At 57.1% G+C, this 16,932-nt stretch carries 17 protein-coding genes and 1 pseudogene; 11 read left to right on the forward strand and 7 right to left on the reverse strand.

The window, feature by feature from the left end; genetic code table 11:
• The first annotated feature begins 2 nt into the window (after positions 1 to 2).
• Both XH84_RS10565 and XH84_RS10570 read left to right on the forward strand, forming a co-directional pair.
• Positions 3 to 1,427, forward strand: coding sequence for an MATE family efflux transporter (locus XH84_RS10565; protein WP_128948207.1), 1,425 nt, complete (start codon positions 3 to 5; stop codon positions 1,425 to 1,427).
• A gap of 1,166 nt (positions 1,428 to 2,593) precedes the next feature.
• On the forward strand, positions 2,594 to 3,469 hold the full coding sequence (locus XH84_RS10570; RefSeq protein WP_245471677.1) for a TauD/TfdA dioxygenase family protein: 876 nt from the start codon (positions 2,594 to 2,596) through the stop codon (positions 3,467 to 3,469).
• A gap of 914 nt (positions 3,470 to 4,383) precedes the next feature.
• On the opposite strand, the gene XH84_RS10575 is transcribed toward XH84_RS10570, so the two are convergent.
• A complete protein-coding gene (locus XH84_RS10575; RefSeq protein WP_245471678.1) occupies positions 4,384 to 4,617 on the reverse strand; it encodes a helix-turn-helix domain-containing protein in 234 nt (77 codons plus the stop codon).
• A 618-nt stretch (positions 4,618 to 5,235) separates the two neighbouring features.
• Here XH84_RS10575 and XH84_RS10580 point away from each other — a divergent pair.
• The 3 genes from XH84_RS10580 (at position 5,236) to XH84_RS10590 (ending at position 6,449) form a co-directional block, all read left to right on the forward strand.
• Positions 5,236 to 5,508, forward strand: a complete 273-nt coding sequence (locus XH84_RS10580) for a DNA -binding domain-containing protein (RefSeq protein WP_128948209.1) — start codon at positions 5,236 to 5,238, stop codon at positions 5,506 to 5,508.
• Positions 5,509 to 5,671: 163 nt separating this feature from the next.
• A complete protein-coding gene (locus XH84_RS40660) occupies positions 5,672 to 5,866 on the forward strand; it encodes a transcriptional regulator domain-containing protein (RefSeq protein ID WP_128948210.1) in 195 nt (64 codons plus the stop codon).
• 67 nt (positions 5,867 to 5,933) lie between these two features.
• Positions 5,934 to 6,449 carry a DUF2285 domain-containing protein gene (locus tag XH84_RS10590; protein ID WP_430641890.1) on the forward strand — a complete coding sequence of 172 codons (516 nt, stop codon included), beginning with the start codon at positions 5,934 to 5,936 and terminating at the stop codon, positions 6,447 to 6,449.
• A gap of 902 nt (positions 6,450 to 7,351) precedes the next feature.
• Here the strand turns inward: XH84_RS10590 and XH84_RS10595 are convergent.
• The 4 genes from XH84_RS10595 to XH84_RS10610 all read right to left on the reverse strand — a co-directional run bounded on the left by XH84_RS10595 (position 7,352) and on the right by XH84_RS10610 (position 9,805).
• Positions 7,352 to 7,696 carry a hypothetical protein gene (locus XH84_RS10595; RefSeq protein WP_128948212.1) on the reverse strand — a complete coding sequence of 115 codons (345 nt, stop codon included), beginning with the start codon at positions 7,694 to 7,696 and terminating at the stop codon, positions 7,352 to 7,354.
• Positions 7,696 to 8,787 carry an IS5 family transposase gene (locus XH84_RS10600; RefSeq protein ID WP_128948213.1) on the reverse strand — a complete coding sequence of 364 codons (1,092 nt, stop codon included), beginning with the start codon at positions 8,785 to 8,787 and terminating at the stop codon, positions 7,696 to 7,698. Before XH84_RS10600 ends, XH84_RS10595 begins: the two co-directional genes overlap by 1 nt.
• 524 nt (positions 8,788 to 9,311) lie before the next feature.
• The gene (locus XH84_RS10605) at positions 9,312 to 9,608 is read right to left on the reverse strand and encodes a hypothetical protein (RefSeq protein WP_128948214.1); all 297 of its coding nucleotides are present in this window, start codon (positions 9,606 to 9,608) and stop codon (positions 9,312 to 9,314) included.
• A gap of 11 nt (positions 9,609 to 9,619) precedes the next feature.
• Positions 9,620 to 9,805 carry a hypothetical protein gene (locus XH84_RS10610; RefSeq protein ID WP_128948215.1) on the reverse strand — a complete coding sequence of 62 codons (186 nt, stop codon included), beginning with the start codon at positions 9,803 to 9,805 and terminating at the stop codon, positions 9,620 to 9,622.
• Positions 9,806 to 9,936: 131 nt separating this feature from the next.
• On the opposite strand from XH84_RS10610, the gene XH84_RS41615 reads away from it, so the two are divergent.
• Positions 9,937 to 10,089 carry a zincin-like metallopeptidase domain-containing protein gene (locus XH84_RS41615; RefSeq protein WP_333920994.1) on the forward strand — a complete coding sequence of 51 codons (153 nt, stop codon included), beginning with the start codon at positions 9,937 to 9,939 and terminating at the stop codon, positions 10,087 to 10,089.
• A gap of 245 nt (positions 10,090 to 10,334) precedes the next feature.
• Here XH84_RS41615 and XH84_RS40665 read toward each other — a convergent pair whose 3' ends face one another.
• Positions 10,335 to 10,733, reverse strand: coding sequence for a hypothetical protein (locus XH84_RS40665; RefSeq protein ID WP_245471679.1), 399 nt, complete (start codon positions 10,731 to 10,733; stop codon positions 10,335 to 10,337).
• A 514-nt stretch (positions 10,734 to 11,247) separates the two neighbouring features.
• Between XH84_RS40665 and XH84_RS10625 the strand changes: the two genes are divergently transcribed.
• On the forward strand, positions 11,248 to 13,560 hold the full coding sequence (locus XH84_RS10625) for a S9 family peptidase (RefSeq protein ID WP_245471680.1): 2,313 nt from the start codon (positions 11,248 to 11,250) through the stop codon (positions 13,558 to 13,560).
• A gap of 284 nt (positions 13,561 to 13,844) precedes the next feature.
• On the opposite strand, the gene XH84_RS10630 is transcribed toward XH84_RS10625, so the two are convergent.
• Positions 13,845 to 14,156: a hypothetical protein gene (locus tag XH84_RS10630; RefSeq protein ID WP_208757062.1), complete on the reverse strand. Its 312-nt coding sequence runs from the start codon at positions 14,154 to 14,156 to the stop codon at positions 13,845 to 13,847.
• Between the two features lie 200 nt (positions 14,157 to 14,356).
• Here XH84_RS10630 and XH84_RS40670 point away from each other — a divergent pair, with 200 nt between their 5' ends.
• From XH84_RS40670 to XH84_RS41355, 4 genes and pseudogenes are all read left to right on the forward strand, one after another.
• Positions 14,357 to 14,506 carry a Tm-1-like ATP-binding domain-containing protein gene (locus XH84_RS40670; protein WP_245471681.1) on the forward strand — a complete coding sequence of 50 codons (150 nt, stop codon included), beginning with the start codon at positions 14,357 to 14,359 and terminating at the stop codon, positions 14,504 to 14,506.
• Entirely contained in the window at positions 14,503 to 14,892 is a 390-nt protein-coding gene (locus XH84_RS10640; protein ID WP_245471682.1) for a phosphoenolpyruvate hydrolase family protein, read from the forward strand. Before XH84_RS40670 ends, XH84_RS10640 begins: the two co-directional genes overlap by 4 nt.
• Positions 14,893 to 14,920: 28 nt before the next feature.
• Positions 14,921 to 16,105, forward strand: a pseudogene (locus XH84_RS10645) (FAD-dependent oxidoreductase); the annotation flags it as partial.
• 179 nt (positions 16,106 to 16,284) lie between these two features.
• Positions 16,285 to 16,602: an FAD-binding protein gene (locus XH84_RS41355; RefSeq protein ID WP_283811942.1), complete on the forward strand. Its 318-nt coding sequence runs from the start codon at positions 16,285 to 16,287 to the stop codon at positions 16,600 to 16,602.
• Positions 16,603 to 16,932 lie beyond the last annotated feature (330 nt).

A 16,932-nucleotide genomic window follows, 5' to 3' on the forward strand; every position in this document is an offset into this window, starting at 1 on the left:
TCATGGATGACCGGAATGCGAAGCTGGTCGTCAAAGACGATCGCGATGCGATGCCGAAGAAAAGCCGGCACGTGGATCTATCGGATCAAAAGCTCCCGAGCCTTCTCCTTCGGCTTGCCATTCCATCTGTTATCGGGTTGTCGATCAGCGCGTTACAGCAGCTCCTCAATGCTATCTTTGTTGGCTCACTTGGTGCGCAGGCGATCGCAGCCGTGAGCATGACTATGCCGATCATTATCCTGCTCGCGGCGGCGGGAGAGGGGATCGGTGTGGGTACTGCATCTTTCATATCTCGTCATCTTGGTGCTGGTAATGACTTGGAGGCTAGTCGAGGTGCGAGTACGGCACTCGCGCTCGCCGCTCCGATCGGAGTGATCATGACGGTCGGACTGCTTCTGGGCCTACGAGGCATCTTCGTCGCACTCGGGGCAAGTCCAACCATCCTTCCCATCGCGCTCGACTACGCCACGATCCTTTTGCCGGGGTCCACTTTGATGCTCCTAAATATTGTCAGCGGCTTCATCGCAAGAGCTGAAGGCAACACACGATTCAGTATGTGGACGATGCTGAGCGCTTTCATATTGAACGCCTTGCTTGATCCCATTTTTATATTCTTGCTGGACTTGGGTGTGCGAGGCGCGGCCCTAGCAACGCTCCTATCTCAGATCGCTGCGATAAGCCTCTACATCGGATATTTTACCAAGGGGTGGGGCACTGTCTTCGTCAGAATCTCTCAGGTCTCGTTGCGGGTAGATCGCATCAGAGAGCTCGCGTTCATTGGGGCGCCGGCGACCGCGACAAGTATCTTATCTGCTCTTGCCGGTATGTTCTTGTACGGAGCCGCTGCTCGATTCGGTGACGAGTTCGTCGCGGCGGTGGGAATAGCTGTAAGAATCCTGACAATCGGGGCGCTGCCTATCACGGGTTTTTGTATCGGCTCTCAAGCTGTCCTGGGGTTTGGTTGGGGCGCCCGCGACCTTGCCCGTGTACTGAGGGTCGCGAAGTTCATGCTATCCATCACGGTTGCGCTTTCCTTTGCGTATTCCACAGCCGTTATGCTTTTTGTCCGGCCGTTGGTCAGGTTGTTCAGCGATAGCGATAAGGTCACCGAAATTGCCGTCTCGACCTGCATCATCTTTCATCTGTTTTTTGGACTCTTCGGTATTCAGTGTTTCGTGACGACAATGCTTCAGTCGCTCGGCAGAGCACGCCTCAGCGCGGTTGTGTCTTTCGCGAGGCATGGATATCTCTTCATACCGGCCGTACTGTTATTCCCTGTCATATCGGGCTTTAGCGGAGTGTTGGCCAGTCAAGCCATCGCTGAGCTGGGCGCCGGAATGATCGCGCTGTTTGTCATGTTCCGCCAGTTCGCTGAGCTCAGACAAGCGGACCGGCACATTCAGCCAGGAATCGAAAGTGCTCTTTGATCTGACAAGGAGATCATCGGAGCCGGCATTTAAGCCTGCATGGCCGGCGAGGGGATGGCTCCAAAACTGGTGTGATGTGCAAGAGCGAGTCGCTATGTATCCATCTTTATCGCTGCGATTGCGATGAAGGCAAAGCCGAATGTTGCACACGCGAACCTCGCGCGCGGGTGGCCCCGCGGTGAGGTCGACGTCGCGCCTAGTCTTGGCGAGCACTCGATCTCAAGCCAAGGACAAGAGAGAGCGTTCATGAAGAAGCTACATCCCTGGCTTATGATCTGAAATCCGACCGCCCTTCAGTGTCGTTTCGCTCATAGTGAGGCAAGATAGGCAGCCGGATTTTGCGGCTTGCAGTCTGAGAACGCAAAGGCGCCTTCGGAGCGATATTCCTGGCCGTGGGCGCTCTGTTTCGATGTGCGTGCTCAACGGCCGCGAAGCCAAGCGGCATGCACGCCGTAAGGAAAATCTACGTCTCCGGGTAGAACGAAAGACACGGCATCACGGGGACGACGCATTCGTGCCGAGCGCAAATTTCGAAAATCGAGGGATTAAGTCCGTTGTTAAGATGCATCGGAGGTTGCAGCCTGCTTATTTTGCGCTTCTTCCGCTAGTCCAAGGCATGACAGTAAGTGATCAGCTGATGAAACGACGCGCATTGAACAACTCCAATTCGCAAAAATATGATTGGGGGCCCGTTGAAGTAGTTTTAAAGATGTTATACAGCTTGAGGTAGATTTCATTTTCGAGGCGGTGGGTCCTATCCGCTTCGCGGGTGCATGCCGCGAACCCGTTCTAATCTTCATCCTGCGCATGAGGCCTTGCGGGATGAATGAGGTACGACGAAGTCGTTGTTCGAGGATTTTCCAAGCATGAGTTCTGGGAAGAGGCGAACGTTGCGCGAGCTCAAAAAGAAAGCTGGTTTCATTTCATGGACGGGACATGGATTGCGTCTATGATCTGCATTGTTGATCAGCCTGTAAATCGATCTGGTGGTCTCATGTGCGAGTGTCCTTCAGAATTCAGTCGTCTAATTGAGCGGCGCGGTGACCCATGCTCAGACAATTCGGGGCTGTAGCATCAAGCTTGTTCTGCCGGGTTTGTCGCCGGACGCGACCACCACTGAGCTTGTTTAGACATCCACAGAAAGAGGCGCCGTCATGAGTGGAACAATGGCTGTTGAAAATGTCATTCCGCGAGCAGACATCGTCAAGTACGCGGGCCGGCTTGGTGCCGAAATCAAGAACATTGCGCTGTCGGACGATTTGCCTGACGATGTCATCGTCGCGTTCAACCGGCTTCTGCTAGAGCATAAGGTCATCTTTTTCCGTGATCAGGGACATCTCGACGATGCACAGCAGCAGCGTTTTGTGCTCCGGCTCGGCTCGCTGATACCGAATCCCACAATGGCGGGCACAATGGGTGGTTTAACGATCCGGCAGGAGCTGTCTGATCGCGCCTGCAGTGATCGCAACCAGATGAACGATGAGCGGGTAGCCACAGGCATTTCGGTGCTGCGGCTCGCAGCGGTCCCGCCTTTTGGCGGCGACGTTGCTTGGTCGAGCAAGGCGGCCGCTTATCTTGATCTTCCCGATCCCCTGCGGATGCTCGCAGATAACCTCTGGGCTGTGAGCTTCGTCGCATCTGATCTCACTGCGACAGGAAGCGCCACCGAATCCAACAAGCGGCCTTGGTGTGGCGTATCCACTGGAGCGATCTACGAAACGACACATCCGATTGTTCGTGTTCATCCCGAGACCGGCGAACGCATGCTATCGCTCGGTCGTTTCGTGAAGGACTTTGTCGGCCTGCAGCGCTACCCCAGCCAAAGACTGTTTGAACGGCTGCAATCCTATCTCACCGCCCCGCAGAACACCCTGTGCTGGAACTGGAAATCAGGCGACGTCGTAATCTGGGACAATCGCGCGACTGAGCCGTACCCTGTCAGCAAAATCGGCAGTCCTCACTGGGCCATGGACCAGCTTGCGATTGACGCCCGCGTACGGCACGTGAAGCGGCCAAAATCAAGGGCCGCAAAGGCTGCCTGACATTCTCCGCATCTCCCGGATTCATAAGACGCCGGCAGACCTAACACTAAGTTGCGGCCCTGCGATGTCGAGCGGAGCCGGCCTTCTTATGCGCCAGACCGGCCAACGGGCGCAGCTGCCACCTGGTAGGCTTCTTCCAGGTCCAACAGCATTGATCTTCAGGCATCGTCTCTGCTCGCCGGTCAAACCGATGACGCTGCATTTTTGATGATCTAGCGCTAGCGTTGGCTCTCGCTCAGCATCCCCTTCATCGCATCGGGATAGTCAGGCCCCAGCCTAGCTCACACCCAATTCAGACCATACTCGCCACCATCTCGCGACGCGTCGGATGGCCTTGATTCACAGCGCCCGGCGCCGGCTGAAACTATCCCGCTCGCGATTGTGCCGGCGTCTTACGGGTCCCATAAACAAACGGCCAGTCGAGCCTTTCCAGGAGCGCCTAAATTGCGCCCCTGCATGGGCACCACAGCTTCCCGATCTTCGGCCAACGGAAATGTCCCGTCCTCGAGCCGCACGCTAGCTTGATCCTCCGACCGACAACTCTGGACGACGGAGTCTCATGCTCTTACGCACCAGGGTAGCAAGTCCCTCCATGCCCTTGCGGACCTCTCTTGGTTTTGGCGTTGCGATCACCCGAACCCCAGCCGACAAACCGACCACAGCTCCAAAGAGACTCTTCGGAGCGGCGCAAGCCCTCATTTTGAAGATGCTCGGCCTTACGACGGGCTGCCCTGGGGGCGCTAGGCGGAACCCTGCTGGGACGACATGGGCTGGAGCAGGAGAGCAGAATCGTCGGCTGTAGATCGAAGGGAGCACGTGCGCCGCTCCGGCTCGCTCCCTCCCCTCCTTAGCTGAAACATGGCTCCCACAATAATTGCGTCCTGTTCCGACAGGGGCGGGCCGGTTTGCGTCCTCTAGGCATCGGCTTGGGGGCATCGCACCCCTGACCGGCTCAGCGAACAATTCGGAATACCCAAGGTCACGGCGATACGGTCCAGGAGATCAATGGTTGGGTTGTCTTTCTTCTGCTCAATGCGCCCCATGTATGAGCGGTCGATCCCGGCATCATAGGCCAATTGCTCTTGCGGAATGCCGCGCTCTACGCGGATCCGGCGCACATTCCAGACCACAAGCGCACGAGCATTCATGCGCAGAGGCAGCCATTCCGATGATTATGAAACCACTGGTTATAGCCAGACTATTACGATAGGCTCGCAGGAGCAGTGGCCGTCCTCCCCAATTGCTTCGAGGAATCAGGCAACGGTGAGATGCAGACGCAGCTAGCGCGTGTCGTCTTCTCGTTGACCATCACAAGCGTTCTCGTGGGGCAATAGCTTGCCATTAGCGGCAAAGAGGGAATCGCGCTCAGAGATTGCCTGCGGCGTTTACCCGGGAGCGCGATTAGTAGGACGAATGTTCAACTGTGGCTCGAAAGGGAAACGAATATTCTCAGTTCGCTGGTTCTGGTTATTGCCTTTCACAAGTGCGAGCGGGCCTGTCACCATGAACCACCATGCCTTCCGCCAGGAACAGCAAGGACAACCTAGTTGTAGGGCACATCTGCAATCCCTTCCGGTATGGATTGCGATGAACAAGGGAAAGCGCAGGATGGAGCCACCAGGTCAATGTGAGCCAATATGCGATTGCCATCTCAGCGCGAAAAGGAGGTTGGCGTGCGACCATTGGGCAGGTACCAAAACGACCTCAAAGTAGTTATCGTTGGTCTGATTTCACTAGATTTTTCAGCTGGGTAGGAGTTTCAGGCAGTGCCAGCCGAGCCGAAGATCGCAGAATTGGCGCCCAACGTCGACGAGCTCACGTCATATGACAAGGCGCATGCTGTTGCCTATATGCGACTTCTTGATGCGGACGCGGACAAGGCAGATTGGCGCGAAATCGCGCGAATTGTGCTTGGGCTTGATCCCACCGCTGAACCGGATCGTGCGCGCCGCACATTCGAAAGTCATCTGACGCGGGCCAAGTGGCTAGCGCACCACGGCTATCGCGATCTGCTACGTAGCGGTTGGCCAAAGCAATGATCAGCGCGGAGGTCAGGGGCGCCGGAATGCGTCGCGATCGTAAAAGTTGATCATTCCATCGATTAAGTGCGTGCAAGGCGCGCGCACGACAAGCAAGCACCGGAAAGAGCCACAATCATCGGATGCATTTCGCCGCGTCTGAAGATTGTGCGGGAAAGGTGCGATGCCGAATACTGACTGGAGATCTGAGGAAGCGTACAGCGGCCTGAAGAAGGCGGATGCTGCCGACCTGGCCTGGGAGTGGCTGCGCCGGGATCGCGACTACCAAGAGGATTATCAGCGGCTATCTCGCCGCGAACGTTCAAGCGCAGCGGCGGGCCAGTTCCGACGCAAGTGGGGGCTTTCGTTTTCCTGCTGATCCGCAAAAGACTTTCGACAAGCAAGCAATCTTTTGGGCACCTGAGGTGCTGCCGACGGTACTGGCTGTGCGGGCGGCCAACCGCATTGCGCCCGAAAGTTATCAGCTCGATTTCGACAATCTGCCGGGCAGCGAGCTTCGTCGTGCGCCGGATGGATGGCATGCGATCGTGCCGCTCGGGGGCACGAAGCATCGCCTTTGGCTAAGAGAGCTTCCGGCGAGCGGATATGCTGTCGTCGTTGATCTGCCGCTCGATGCCGATTTCGAGCTTCGGCTGGGAGCCGCACGTCGATTTTGGCTTGCCCTTGAGCGTCGGGCGCTCGGCGAGCCGCCACTTGCTTTGCCTGCTTTGAAGCGGCGTCGGCTGATCCTGGCGTTGCGGGCAGTGGATGGATGGCAGGAAGGAAATAGCTATCGCCAAATCGCGCAAGGCCTGTTTGGAAGTCATCGTCTTGCCGAGCGCGCCTGGAAAACAGACGATTTGCGCAGCCGAACCATTCGACTTGTTAAGCTGGGGCGGCGCCTCATACGCCTTCGCTGGCGAGCATTGCTCGACAAACGCAGTGGCAGGGATGACAAGTAAAGGGTTGCGGCTAAAATGGCCTACCTTCCGCGTCAGCCAATTCTTCTCCTGCCATGGCACGATGGCGGCCAGGATAAAGTCTTTGCGCTCCGACGTGTAACCGTTGGCGTCTTGATTGCTGCACCAGAGCAGCGCCATCTCCGTGGGCTTTGACGACTGTGCTCGAATGGTTTTCTTAAGTTGAGGCCTCTCAATTTGAGCATTGATCTCCCGCTGTACCCGATCGAGGGATACCGCTCGACTCTAAATACAAGCAAGAGTGACTTATCGCCGATAAGGGGAGCTCGGATGATGAGGTTTACAGGCACTACATGGGAGGCATTCGGTCCCGATTTTAGCGGCGACGCCTGCAACTATCCGAAGAAGAGATGTGGAGACAAGTGTTGCTGACTGAGATCTTGCGGCGGCCTTCGCTCCGTGAATTGAGGAAAGACTGGCTGCGTTGCAGAAGCTCGAAGCTCACCTAAGATGGTGATTAACTTTAGCCGCCTTTCATGACGCTGCTGCGATTCTGCTGGAATCGTTCATGACTTGCTGAATGAGAGTTTGTACCTCTTTGTTGTCCGTTGACTGCTCAAGGCGGAACTTGTCGGCTGCCGCAAGATCCGGATCGTCAAACGCGAGCTATCGCTTCAGCGGTTGTTTTCGCGCTGGTAAGTGGGCTCACGCCACGATTAAAGCCAACAGGGGGCGTCAACGGCTTAAAGCGCGATCATCGCCCAATACTTCAACCAATCCGACATTCTCCCCTCCGCTCCACACTCGCTCCGACTGTCGAGTTATACGAAAGGTTCGCGCAGCCAAGCTAAGCTCCAGCTGTTCGATCAAGAGCGATATCTTCCTAGCCAGATGTCATCAGTGAATGCAGCGCCGCGCGGCGACCTAGCAGGCTGTTGAAGAACTCAGCCGCGTTCGCAAACGAAGGCTGAATCGTCGCCATTGTGTATGTAGAAGTGGCCGACGAGCCTCCCCACAGTGCCGATCATAGCCCATCCGCGACCGCAGGCGGGGTCATTCTCATCGTGCCCCTCCCATGAGAACTCCGCGCAGGCCGAACCGTCTCGCGCGCCGTAGCGGACATCGAGGAAGCCTTTCAGCGCACCGAAGGCAATTTCACCGTCGGACTTGCCCTTGAAGGTGAGATGCGCCTGTTCGACGAGGTCGAGGAAGTCGCTGTCCCAGTTGTCCATTTCGACGATGCGCCAGCGGCCAGCAAAGGCCTTGGCATAGCCGGGCACCTTGGTCATCAGCCGGCCTCCGCGATCAGCTTGGGCAGCCGCACCAGATTGTAGGCGGCGGCAGCGAAGGTAAAGGCCCATCCGACGCGTTCACGGCCACGGAATCGGGTCTTCTCTTGTCCGGCGACCGTCTTGATCCAGCCGAATGCCTTCTCGATGCGCTTGCGGATGCGCTGGCTGACGGCATAGCCGCCGTGCCGGGTCGTTCGCCCGTCAATCGCAGAGCTGCGGCCGCTGGTGTTCTGCGCAACATGCGGCGTCACGTTCATCGAGCGCAGCTCGTTGACGAAGTCTTCTGCGTCGTAGGCTTTGTCGGCGCCAAGCGTGATCGCTGTTGGCCGGTCGGCACGGGGTTCGATCATGTGCAGCGCGGCCACCCGTTCGGCATGCCCGTCGGCCCGCGTCAGACAGGCGTCGACCAGCAGGCCGTGGCGGTTCTCCATCAGCCCATGCCCGATGAAGCACAGCTTCGTCTCCTTGCCCTTTCCCTTGCGGCAGAGACTGGCATCCGGATCGGTGGTCGAAGCATGGGTGTCGTTTGAACGTTTCTGGCCGTGGAAGTCCGCTTCGGCATTGCGCCCGCCGCCTTGCGCCGGCGGCTCGCCAGAGCGATCCTTCGGCTTCACGCTCTTCATCGAGGCCCAGGCCTCGATCAGCGTGCCATCGACCGAGAAATGATCGCTCGACAGCAACTTCTTCACCTTGGGCTGCGCCAGCACCGCCGCCAGGAACTTGGCAGCGATGTCGCCTTCCAGCAACCGGTCGCGGTTCTTCGAGAACACCGAATGATCCCAGGCTGCGTCGTCGACGCCAATTCCGACGAACCAGCGGAACAGCAGGTCGTATTCCAGCCGCTCCATCAGAAGCCGCTCCGAGCGGGTCAAATACAACGCCTGCAACAACATCGCCCGCAGCAGCTTCTCCGGCGGGATCGACGGCCGCCCAATCGGCGAATAGAGGGCTGTAAACTCCCGCTCTAGCGTCGACAGCGCCTCGTTCACGATCGTCCGGATCGCTCGCAGCGGATGGTCACGCCGCACCCGCGCCTCCAGGTCGACGTAGCTGAACAGCTCGCCCGTTCGATTGTCGCCGCCGCGCACGCATCATCTCCGAATCTCGTCGGAGCCAATGAATCACGGTCGCTGGTCGGCGGCGAGCACCTTTTTCAACAGCTTGCTAGGTGAAGCAGCTATTCCTAGCTTTCCTGGAAGACCAAATAGCTTCATTTCGTCCGTTGGACTTGGGAGCTGCGCACTTATGGTCAGGTGTGCGCAAAATGACTTGCGAGGGAGGCAACGCCGAGAATTCGTTGGCGCGGACATAGTCTTAAGGTACGGCGGCAGCGCCTATCCCGCCAGCTCGCCAGACCGCACAATCGATAACTTCGCCAAAGAGAGGGATGCTATACGCGCCGGTTTTCGGGGCGCGACGATATCGTAGGCAGGGTGCGGGCGGAGGACCGGCCGGGACACAGATGTATGGGGGAGAGCCATCGATGCGGCTGTGCGCGCAACCAACGCATGAGCCTCGGGTTCAGTCAGCGTCCTAGCCCGGTTGAAGCCCTCCGGGACGACAGGACGAGATTTAGGTTTCCGTGCTTTGGCCATTTCGAAAATATCCCAAGCTAGCGATTTAGTGCGTTTCTCACTCCGGTTTCGATGCCGTTCGCGATCTGAGCAGAGAGATGCAGGTCAGCGGCGCGCCTGTCAGGCACGCGGCTTGCCATCGCAATTCTCCGACCATTTCTTGTTGCTTCCACGACGCCCGGAACGGCTGGTCCCAGCGTAATCGTCAGATCGTTTGTCCTCGTGCGATCCAAGCTCAGGAAGTTGCCGCTAGGGTTGACGGTAACTCTGGTGAATGTCCAGCTCGGAGTGGCTGTGGCATTGGTGTTGATCAAAAATTTTACCTGGCGCTGCAAGATTGAATCCTTCACTGCATATCGTAGTCGTCTTGAAATTGACGGTGTTCGTCATGGAGGCGCTGATAGCAGTGAATAGCCACTCCGAAAGCTTCAATCGCTCTGCGCAGGAATGCGCCATTCGGGCGCGACTCATCAGAGCACGTTGCCTTCTGCAAGTCGGAAACCGGATAATAAGCGTCAATCTTGTTCGTCATCGTTGCATCTGAGGATACGGACAGACCAGCGCCCAGGGAGAACACTGCGGTTGCCGGGCTGGGGGGGCACGACCTGAAAAGGTGAGGACCACGTACTTCCACTTCTGCCGCGACGCGCGCAATGACTAGCGTTGGACACTACATACCGCCACGAGAGCCATCTGAATCGCGAGTTCGGCCGCAAGCGCTTCGGCGATGAAGGCTATGCCATGGAAGGGGTAGTCGCAGAGCTTGGCGCGGCCTTCCTGTCCGCCGATCGTCTCGGCCTGACACCGGAGGTGTGAGGGAGGGGCACATTTCCCATATGCCCTCTTAGATCAAGGTGCCGAAGAACGACAAACGCGCGATCTTCAAGACCTCGTCCAATGCCCAGCGGGCGGCGGACTTCCTGTGTCGGTTTCAGGCCAAAAATTCCGCCGCGGCCTGAGCCACGGCGCGCTTTATTAAGTTGCCCTTCTAATCGTCGCGCTGGCTGGTCTCACGAAATTTCATTCTGGATTGGCATTCTTCCAGTACTTCCGGGGTATTTTCAGTCTTGCGTTGGCCCGAAGACGCTCGCCAGGAATTGCTCCTGGGTCCATTGCTTCAGCGCATCGTCGTTGAGTACCGAGTTGACGAAGGCATTCCAATTCTCACCAGCCTCTCTCCATTTCGTTTTTCGGTCGGGAATGTTCCGGAGCTGCGCAGGTCGAACCATTGCAGCAGTCTTGCAGCAGGCGAAAACTGACAGTGCCCCAGCGTGAGAGACACGAACATAACCAATCGTCACCTCGTTAGCGAGTTTACGGGCAAAGGCGCTCGGGTTCAGCTTTCTCAAGGAGATATGTTCCTGGGGCGGTCCATGGCATTCTGGTGGAAACGCTTCTGCGTCGCCCGCGGCAAGAGTAGCGCCCGCGACAGGATTGAAGCAATTCAGCCAAGGTTGCATCAAACACACCTGGGATGTCCTTCGAACAAATGTCCACGAGACCGCAGCGACATCCAGCTCAGTGGTTCTGGCAACTACCTGCCACTTGAAGCCGCGTGCTGTGGCGCAAATGTGCGAGGTCGCGTGTGCTTGTATGCCCTCGCATTCGCGTCCGAAGCAAGTTCATATTTCTCGAGGAATCACGGTTGCGGGGAGATGACCGCTGCCTAACGTTATTCGCTCGGCCTGCCGCTACTGCCGACTCCTAGTCTGTGTTTGATTTTACACATTCGTGTTCGTGTTACTGTTCTTCTCTAGCCGACAAGGGGGATCAGATAACAACGTAATAACGCCTGCAGCTTCGATGGCATCATTTCTGCAAGGATGACTTGGACGGAGCTCAAGGGGGATTGAGAAGGGCACTGGCGATCTTTGGGCCCGCGACTTAGCCGCACGCTATCAGCGAGCCTTATTGCTCCTTTCGTATACGGGGCACCTTAACGATCGCTCCGTTAGCTCAGATGAGGAGGAAGCCGTGGACCGCCGGAAAGATAGTTTTGGACACGAGATCCTGCAGGTAGCGGATTACGAACGAGCGCTCTCGATCAACGGTTACTATGGTCAGCTCACGGTCAATGTCGCGGACGTGCCGTTCTGGGTGTCAGATGGTGAGGCCTTTGCTTATTGCCGAAGGGTAAGGGGCCGGCGCCAATTCATCATCGTGAACGCTGTCACGGGCGCAAAACAGCTGGCCTTTGATCATGATAAGCTGGCTGCCGCCCTGACCCGAGCAACGCAGAGGCATTGCGACGCTGACAATCTGCCGTTTCGTCGCTTTGACCTGGCTAGCGATGGTCGCGAGATCAGCTTCCAGATCGATAGCACCAGGTGGAGCTGCGATCTTGTGAGCTACACCTGTCTAGCCCAGAACGCTTCATCCAAAGTCCATGAGGAGAACCCCTATGGCAGCCCTCCGGTAGAAAATGATCCGAAGGAAAAAAGCGCATCTCCTGATGGTAAATGGCTGGCCTATATCAATAGGCACAATCTATTCCTGTGCAGCAAGGATGGCTCGCAGGACATGCCCTTGACCTGGGACGGATCCGAGAGCAACTACTACGCGTTGTCCACACTGAGGTGGTCTCCGAACTCGCGCTATCTTGCGGGATACCGGTTCCGCCCCGGGTACGAGCGTAAAATTCATTTCGTCGAATCGTCGCCGACCGACCAGCTTCATCCGAGGCGCCGGACCATGACGTATCCTAAGCCTGGCGACCTGTTGACAGTATCACACCCGGTGCTCTTTGAGATCGGCAGCCGTCGCGAGATCCAACTCGACAACAGTCTATTCCGAAATCCTTACGAACTTTCGCCGATCGAGTGGTGGGAGGACAGTCGAGGTTTCACTTTTAAGTATAATCAACGAGGCCATCAGCTCTATCGCCTTCTAGAAGTGGTGGCAGCCACCGGAGAAGTCCGCTCGCTGATCGATGAGTGCAGCAAGACCTTCGTCGACTATCAGCCGCTGAACATGGACCAAGAGTGCGCTGGCAAAATCTTTCAGTTTAACGTTGCAGACGGGAAGGAGATCATCTGGGCGTCCGAGCGCGACGGATACGAGCATCTTTACCTATTCGATGGCCGAACCGGCGAGATTAAAAATCAGATCACCAAAGGCAAGTGGGTGGTCCGCACGGTCTATTTTGTCGATCCGGTGACCCGCCGGATCTGGTTTGGCGCGAGCGGAATGAACGCAGGCGAAGATCCTTACTTCATCCATGGCTACCGAATCGAATTTGACGGGACGGACCTGACTGCGCTCACCCCTCGAGCGGCAAATCATCACATCGAGTTCTCGCCAGATGGCCAATACTATGTAGACCTGTGTTCACGAATCGATCTTCCGCCGAGCCTGGTCTTATATCGAACCACTGACAATTCGGAGCTCATGCAGGTCGAAAGCGCCGACATTTCGGAGCTCGTGGCCGCTGGCTGGACGCCGCCGCTCAGCTTTCATGCGAAGGGGAGAGATGGCGAGGCTGATATTTGGGGGGTCATTCACCTTCCCATTAATTTCGATCAAACCAAGCGATATCCGGTCGTTGAGAGAATATATGCTGGCCCTCACGGTTCGTTCGTTCCGAAGTCATTCTCAGCATCGGCCGAGCCGCTCGCGCAACTTGGATTCGTCGTTGTACAGATCGATGGAATGGGGACGAACAACCGCTCGCGAGCGTTCCACGACGTCGCCTGGAAAAATCTGAAGGACGGTGGGCTTCCCGACCGAATCCTGTGGCACAAGGCGGCGAGCGTAAACTATCCGTGGTACGATATTTCAAACCTTGGCATTTTTGGTGCGTCCGCCGGTGGTCAGAATGCGGTGAGCGCACTCCTCTTCCATTCTGAGTTCTACAAGGTTGGGGTCGCCAATTGCGGTTGCTATGACAACCGAATGGACAAGATCTGGTGGAATGAGCAGTGGATGGGCTGGCCGGTCGGCATCGAATATTCACAATCCTCCGCCGTCGACAACGCGCACCGATTACGAGGTAAGCTGTTGCTGATTGTCGGCGAACTGGATGAAAACGTCGATCCATCATCCACCTTCCAGCTTGCCGACCGTCTTATCGACGCAGGAAAATTCTTCGACATGCTTGTGGTGCCGAACGCGAACCACGGAGTGCCGGGCAATTACTGCGAACTAAAGCTCGTGGACTTCTTCGTTCGCAACATTCTTTGGCGGACACCGCCTAACTGGAACGCGGCTTCGATCGAGTCGCTGAGCCGGTGCTGGATGCGAGGACGTGATGGCCAAAAACTAATTAGCTCGATCGAATCTCACAAGTGATGTCCGCGTTCTACGGTCGGACTATTTGGCCGATTCAGCGTTCGTGTGAAGCGCGGGTGACGGTGGGTCATTGGCGCTTCCATTGCGGTACGAAACGTACAGTTCTGCGTCTATTAGGATATATCGTGCCGGACCTCTCCTCGCTCATCGTCCGTGTAAGAGCCTCTGCTGGTAGATGGATGAGTCCGTCCAGATGGGAGCCAAATCGCTTTATGAACCATTCCATCCCGGAAGTTCGAGCTCCTGTCCGGCGTCAACAGGTACGCCCTCCGCCGACCGCTCGATCATAAATGCGGGCGGAAATTGGCGACGCCGCTGATGTCGGCATCCCTCAACGATACGGCCATATCCTCCCAGCAAGCGAACGGGTCGATCATGATTATCGCCGCATAGACATGAGGAGCGGACGTTGCCTGGTCGAGGGTTACCAAGTCTCGCAAACGACAGTCGTTCCAGTCGAGGATTGGCAGGATCGCCATGACCAGCAGGGAGCCTTCTGGAAGGCTGCGCAAAGAGCGTGCGTAGACTTGCAATTGTCCGCCTTTAGCTATGTCCGACATCTGTGTGGTAAGTTTGCCGGGAACACTCGCGCTCAACGTTTCTACCCAATGTTACCCATTTGGACGCCTCACCGATCTTATACCCGGGTAGAGCCGGGTCTAGACCACCTGTTGTTAGGAATGGTTCTGGGAGGAAGATCGTGTCTCACCATTGTACGGACGACCAGAGGTCGGCCCGTGATGGTAACCTGTCCAAACTGGCGACTGGATCCGCGACTACGGATGCGGTCGCGATCGTGGCCACGCTGGATACCAAGGGCCGCGAGGCGTCTTACCTTGCGAATATTATCGAGGCGTGCGGCCGCAAGACCATCCTGATCGACATTGGCACTAGGAGGGATGACGGCGACAAACCAGCAGATGCGAAGACCCCACGGAACTCTTGAAGCAGATTGCTGAAAGGACGTCGCTTGCCTATGTCGCAAGCCCTCAAGACGCCAAAGCGATGGCAAGTGCAGGGGCCGACTGCATGGTCCCACATGTCGGCGCAACGCGCGGCGGGCTGGTCGGTCATGAGGAGGGGCAATCCCTTAAGGAGGCGATCCGGCGCATCAATGAGATCAACGCGGCGGCGCGAAGCATCCGGTCGGACGTCCTCTCGCTTTGCCATGGTGGGGCAATTGCCGAGCCTGAAGATACGATCGAGGTCTATCGGACGACCGAGTGTGTCGGCTTTGTTGGCGCATCCTCGATCGACAGAATTCCAATTGAGCGGGCAGTGAAAACAGCGGCGGCGGAATTCAAGGCTGTCCCGCTTCCGCAAACTCATTGATGTTCACTGCAACGTGCAGCGAGGCCGCATGAACGCACCAAATGACCGAGCTAAGCCGGACACGATCGCTTTCGCCTCCAAAGGAGAGACGAGGGCGGATCAAGACTGGGAGACAGATGTCCTCGTGATCGGAAGCGGCGCGGCTGGACTGTCGGCGGCGCTCTATGCGGCAAAGGCCGGACTGCGCGTCATTGTATGCGAGAAATCTCCGCGACTTGACGGAACGACGGCCCTGTCGAATGGCATGATCTGGGTTCCTTGTTCTGCTCAGGCGCGCGCGGCTAAAATCGATGACACCATCGCCAATGCGAGGACATACCCGCAGCACGAACTCGGCGTTCATTATCGTGCGCAATTCATTGATGCTTATCTTGAAGACGGCCCGGCGGCGCTAACCGCGCTCGAGAACGGCACGAGTGTCAAGTTTACCCTGGCCACTACGCCCGATTATCACTCGAGCCAGCTTGGCGGCGCTGATAAGGGACGGGCACTGAGCCCCGCCCCCTATGATGGGCGGCTTCTAGGCAAGGACTTCGATTTGATTGGTGATCCCATTCGGCTTGTGATCGGGGGCATGATGATCTCATCGAGTGAGGTGAGAAGCTTTCTCAACCCACTCCCATCTGTTGCGTCGCTCAAACACGTCTTAACTCGCCTGAGCCGCTATGCGCGGGATCGGCTCAGCTTCAGGCGTGGTACTGAGCTCAGCGGCGGGAATGCCTTGATCGCGCGGCTGCTGGTGAGCCTGCGCGAGTACGGCGTAGAAATTTGGCCATCTTCTCCAGCGGTCGAACTCACGAAGGAAGGCGGACGCGTCACGGGTGCCATTATCAAGCGGATCAACGTTGGCATCCGCGTGCGCGCCTCACGTGGTGTCGTTCTCGCAACTGGCGGCTTTGCCCGGAACGCGCAGTTGAGAACGCACCTCGGTGGTGCACACCAGCATGATGTTACGTTGGCCCACGCCGATGTTAACGGTGACGGCATTGGGCTTGCAACTATGCTCGGGGCCGCCATCGACAAAGATGTCGCATCGGCGGGCTTCTGGACCCCGGTTTCGATCCTGAAACGCGGCAGCGGCTCGCAGGTTGTGCCATACGCCTGGCTCGACCGCGGCCGTCCTGGGGTCTCTGCTGTCGGTCCAAATGTCAGACGCTTCGTCAACGAATCGAATTCGTATCACGATATTTGCCTGGCAATGTTTGAAAACGGCTATCCAGCAGATAAGCGATTCTACTTCATCTGCGATCACCAGTTCGTTCGATTGAGGGGCATGGGACACCTACTGCCATGGCCCTGGACCTTGAGCATCGGAAAATATCTCCGCCTTGGCTACGTCAAGGCAGGTGAAACGATTTCTGAGCTCGCAGAGCAGCTGGGACTAGATCCCCTTTGCTTCAAAAGACGATCGAGGAACACAACGGGCACGCTGCCCAAGGACGGGATCCCCTCTTTAAGCGTGGGGAATCGGGTTTTAATCGCACGCTCGGCGATCCGACCGTCGGAAAAAATCCAAATCTTGGACCAATCAAAAACGGACCGTTTGTTGCGCTGCCGATCGTTGCGGCAACGCTTGGCACGGCGACCGGATTGGCGACGGATAGTTACGGAAACGTCCTGGATGAACAAGGCAACGCAATCCAGGGTTTTTATGCTTGCGGCAATGACATGACGTCGCCGATGCGCGGAATTTATCCGGGGCAGGCATAACAATCGGTCCCGCCATCGTATTCGCATATCGCACCGTCAACGCAATAGTGCTTTCCGCTGATCAGGAGCAAAAAGCCGTCGCCTCCCGAGCTTGACCGTCTACCACGCTCGTCGGGGCATATGTTCTCGGGTCCGGGGCGCGCATCGATAGAAACATCGGCCCCGCCCGGCGACATCCTCGAGAGGGCGGTCGCGTCCGAGTTCGGTGAGCCCCGTCGGAGGGGAGATCGCCGCACCAACTGTCTTCGATGTATCGCAAAGAGCTGGGCTCCTAATAGGTGTTCCAAGACAAATGACAGCGGGAGAAATCGATCGTTCAACAGCTAGGCG

Source organism: Bradyrhizobium nanningense (assembly GCF_004114535.1).
Lineage (GTDB): Bacteria > Pseudomonadota > Alphaproteobacteria > Rhizobiales > Xanthobacteraceae > Bradyrhizobium > Bradyrhizobium nanningense.

Bases quoted from the DNA above. Each gene is read 5' to 3' on its own strand.
- XH84_RS10595 (WP_128948212.1), bottom strand. From the start codon at position 7,696: ATGACCAAGGTGCCCGGCTATGCCAAGGCCTTTGCTGGCCGCTGGCGC.
- XH84_RS10570 (WP_245471677.1), top strand. From the start codon at position 2,594: ATGGCTGTTGAAAATGTCATTCCGCGAGCAGACATCGTCAAGTACGCG.
- XH84_RS40665 (WP_245471679.1), bottom strand. From the start codon at position 10,733: ATGCAACCTTGGCTGAATTGCTTCAATCCTGTCGCGGGCGCTACTCTT.
- XH84_RS10565 (WP_128948207.1), top strand. From the start codon at position 3: ATGGATGACCGGAATGCGAAGCTGGTCGTCAAAGACGATCGCGATGCG.
- XH84_RS40660 (WP_128948210.1), top strand. From the start codon at position 5,672: ATGCCGAATACTGACTGGAGATCTGAGGAAGCGTACAGCGGCCTGAAG.
- XH84_RS10610 (WP_128948215.1), bottom strand. From the start codon at position 9,805: ATGACGAACAAGATTGACGCTTATTATCCGGTTTCCGACTTGCAGAAG.
- XH84_RS10575 (WP_245471678.1), bottom strand. From the start codon at position 4,617: ATGAATGCTCGTGCGCTTGTGGTCTGGAATGTGCGCCGGATCCGCGTA.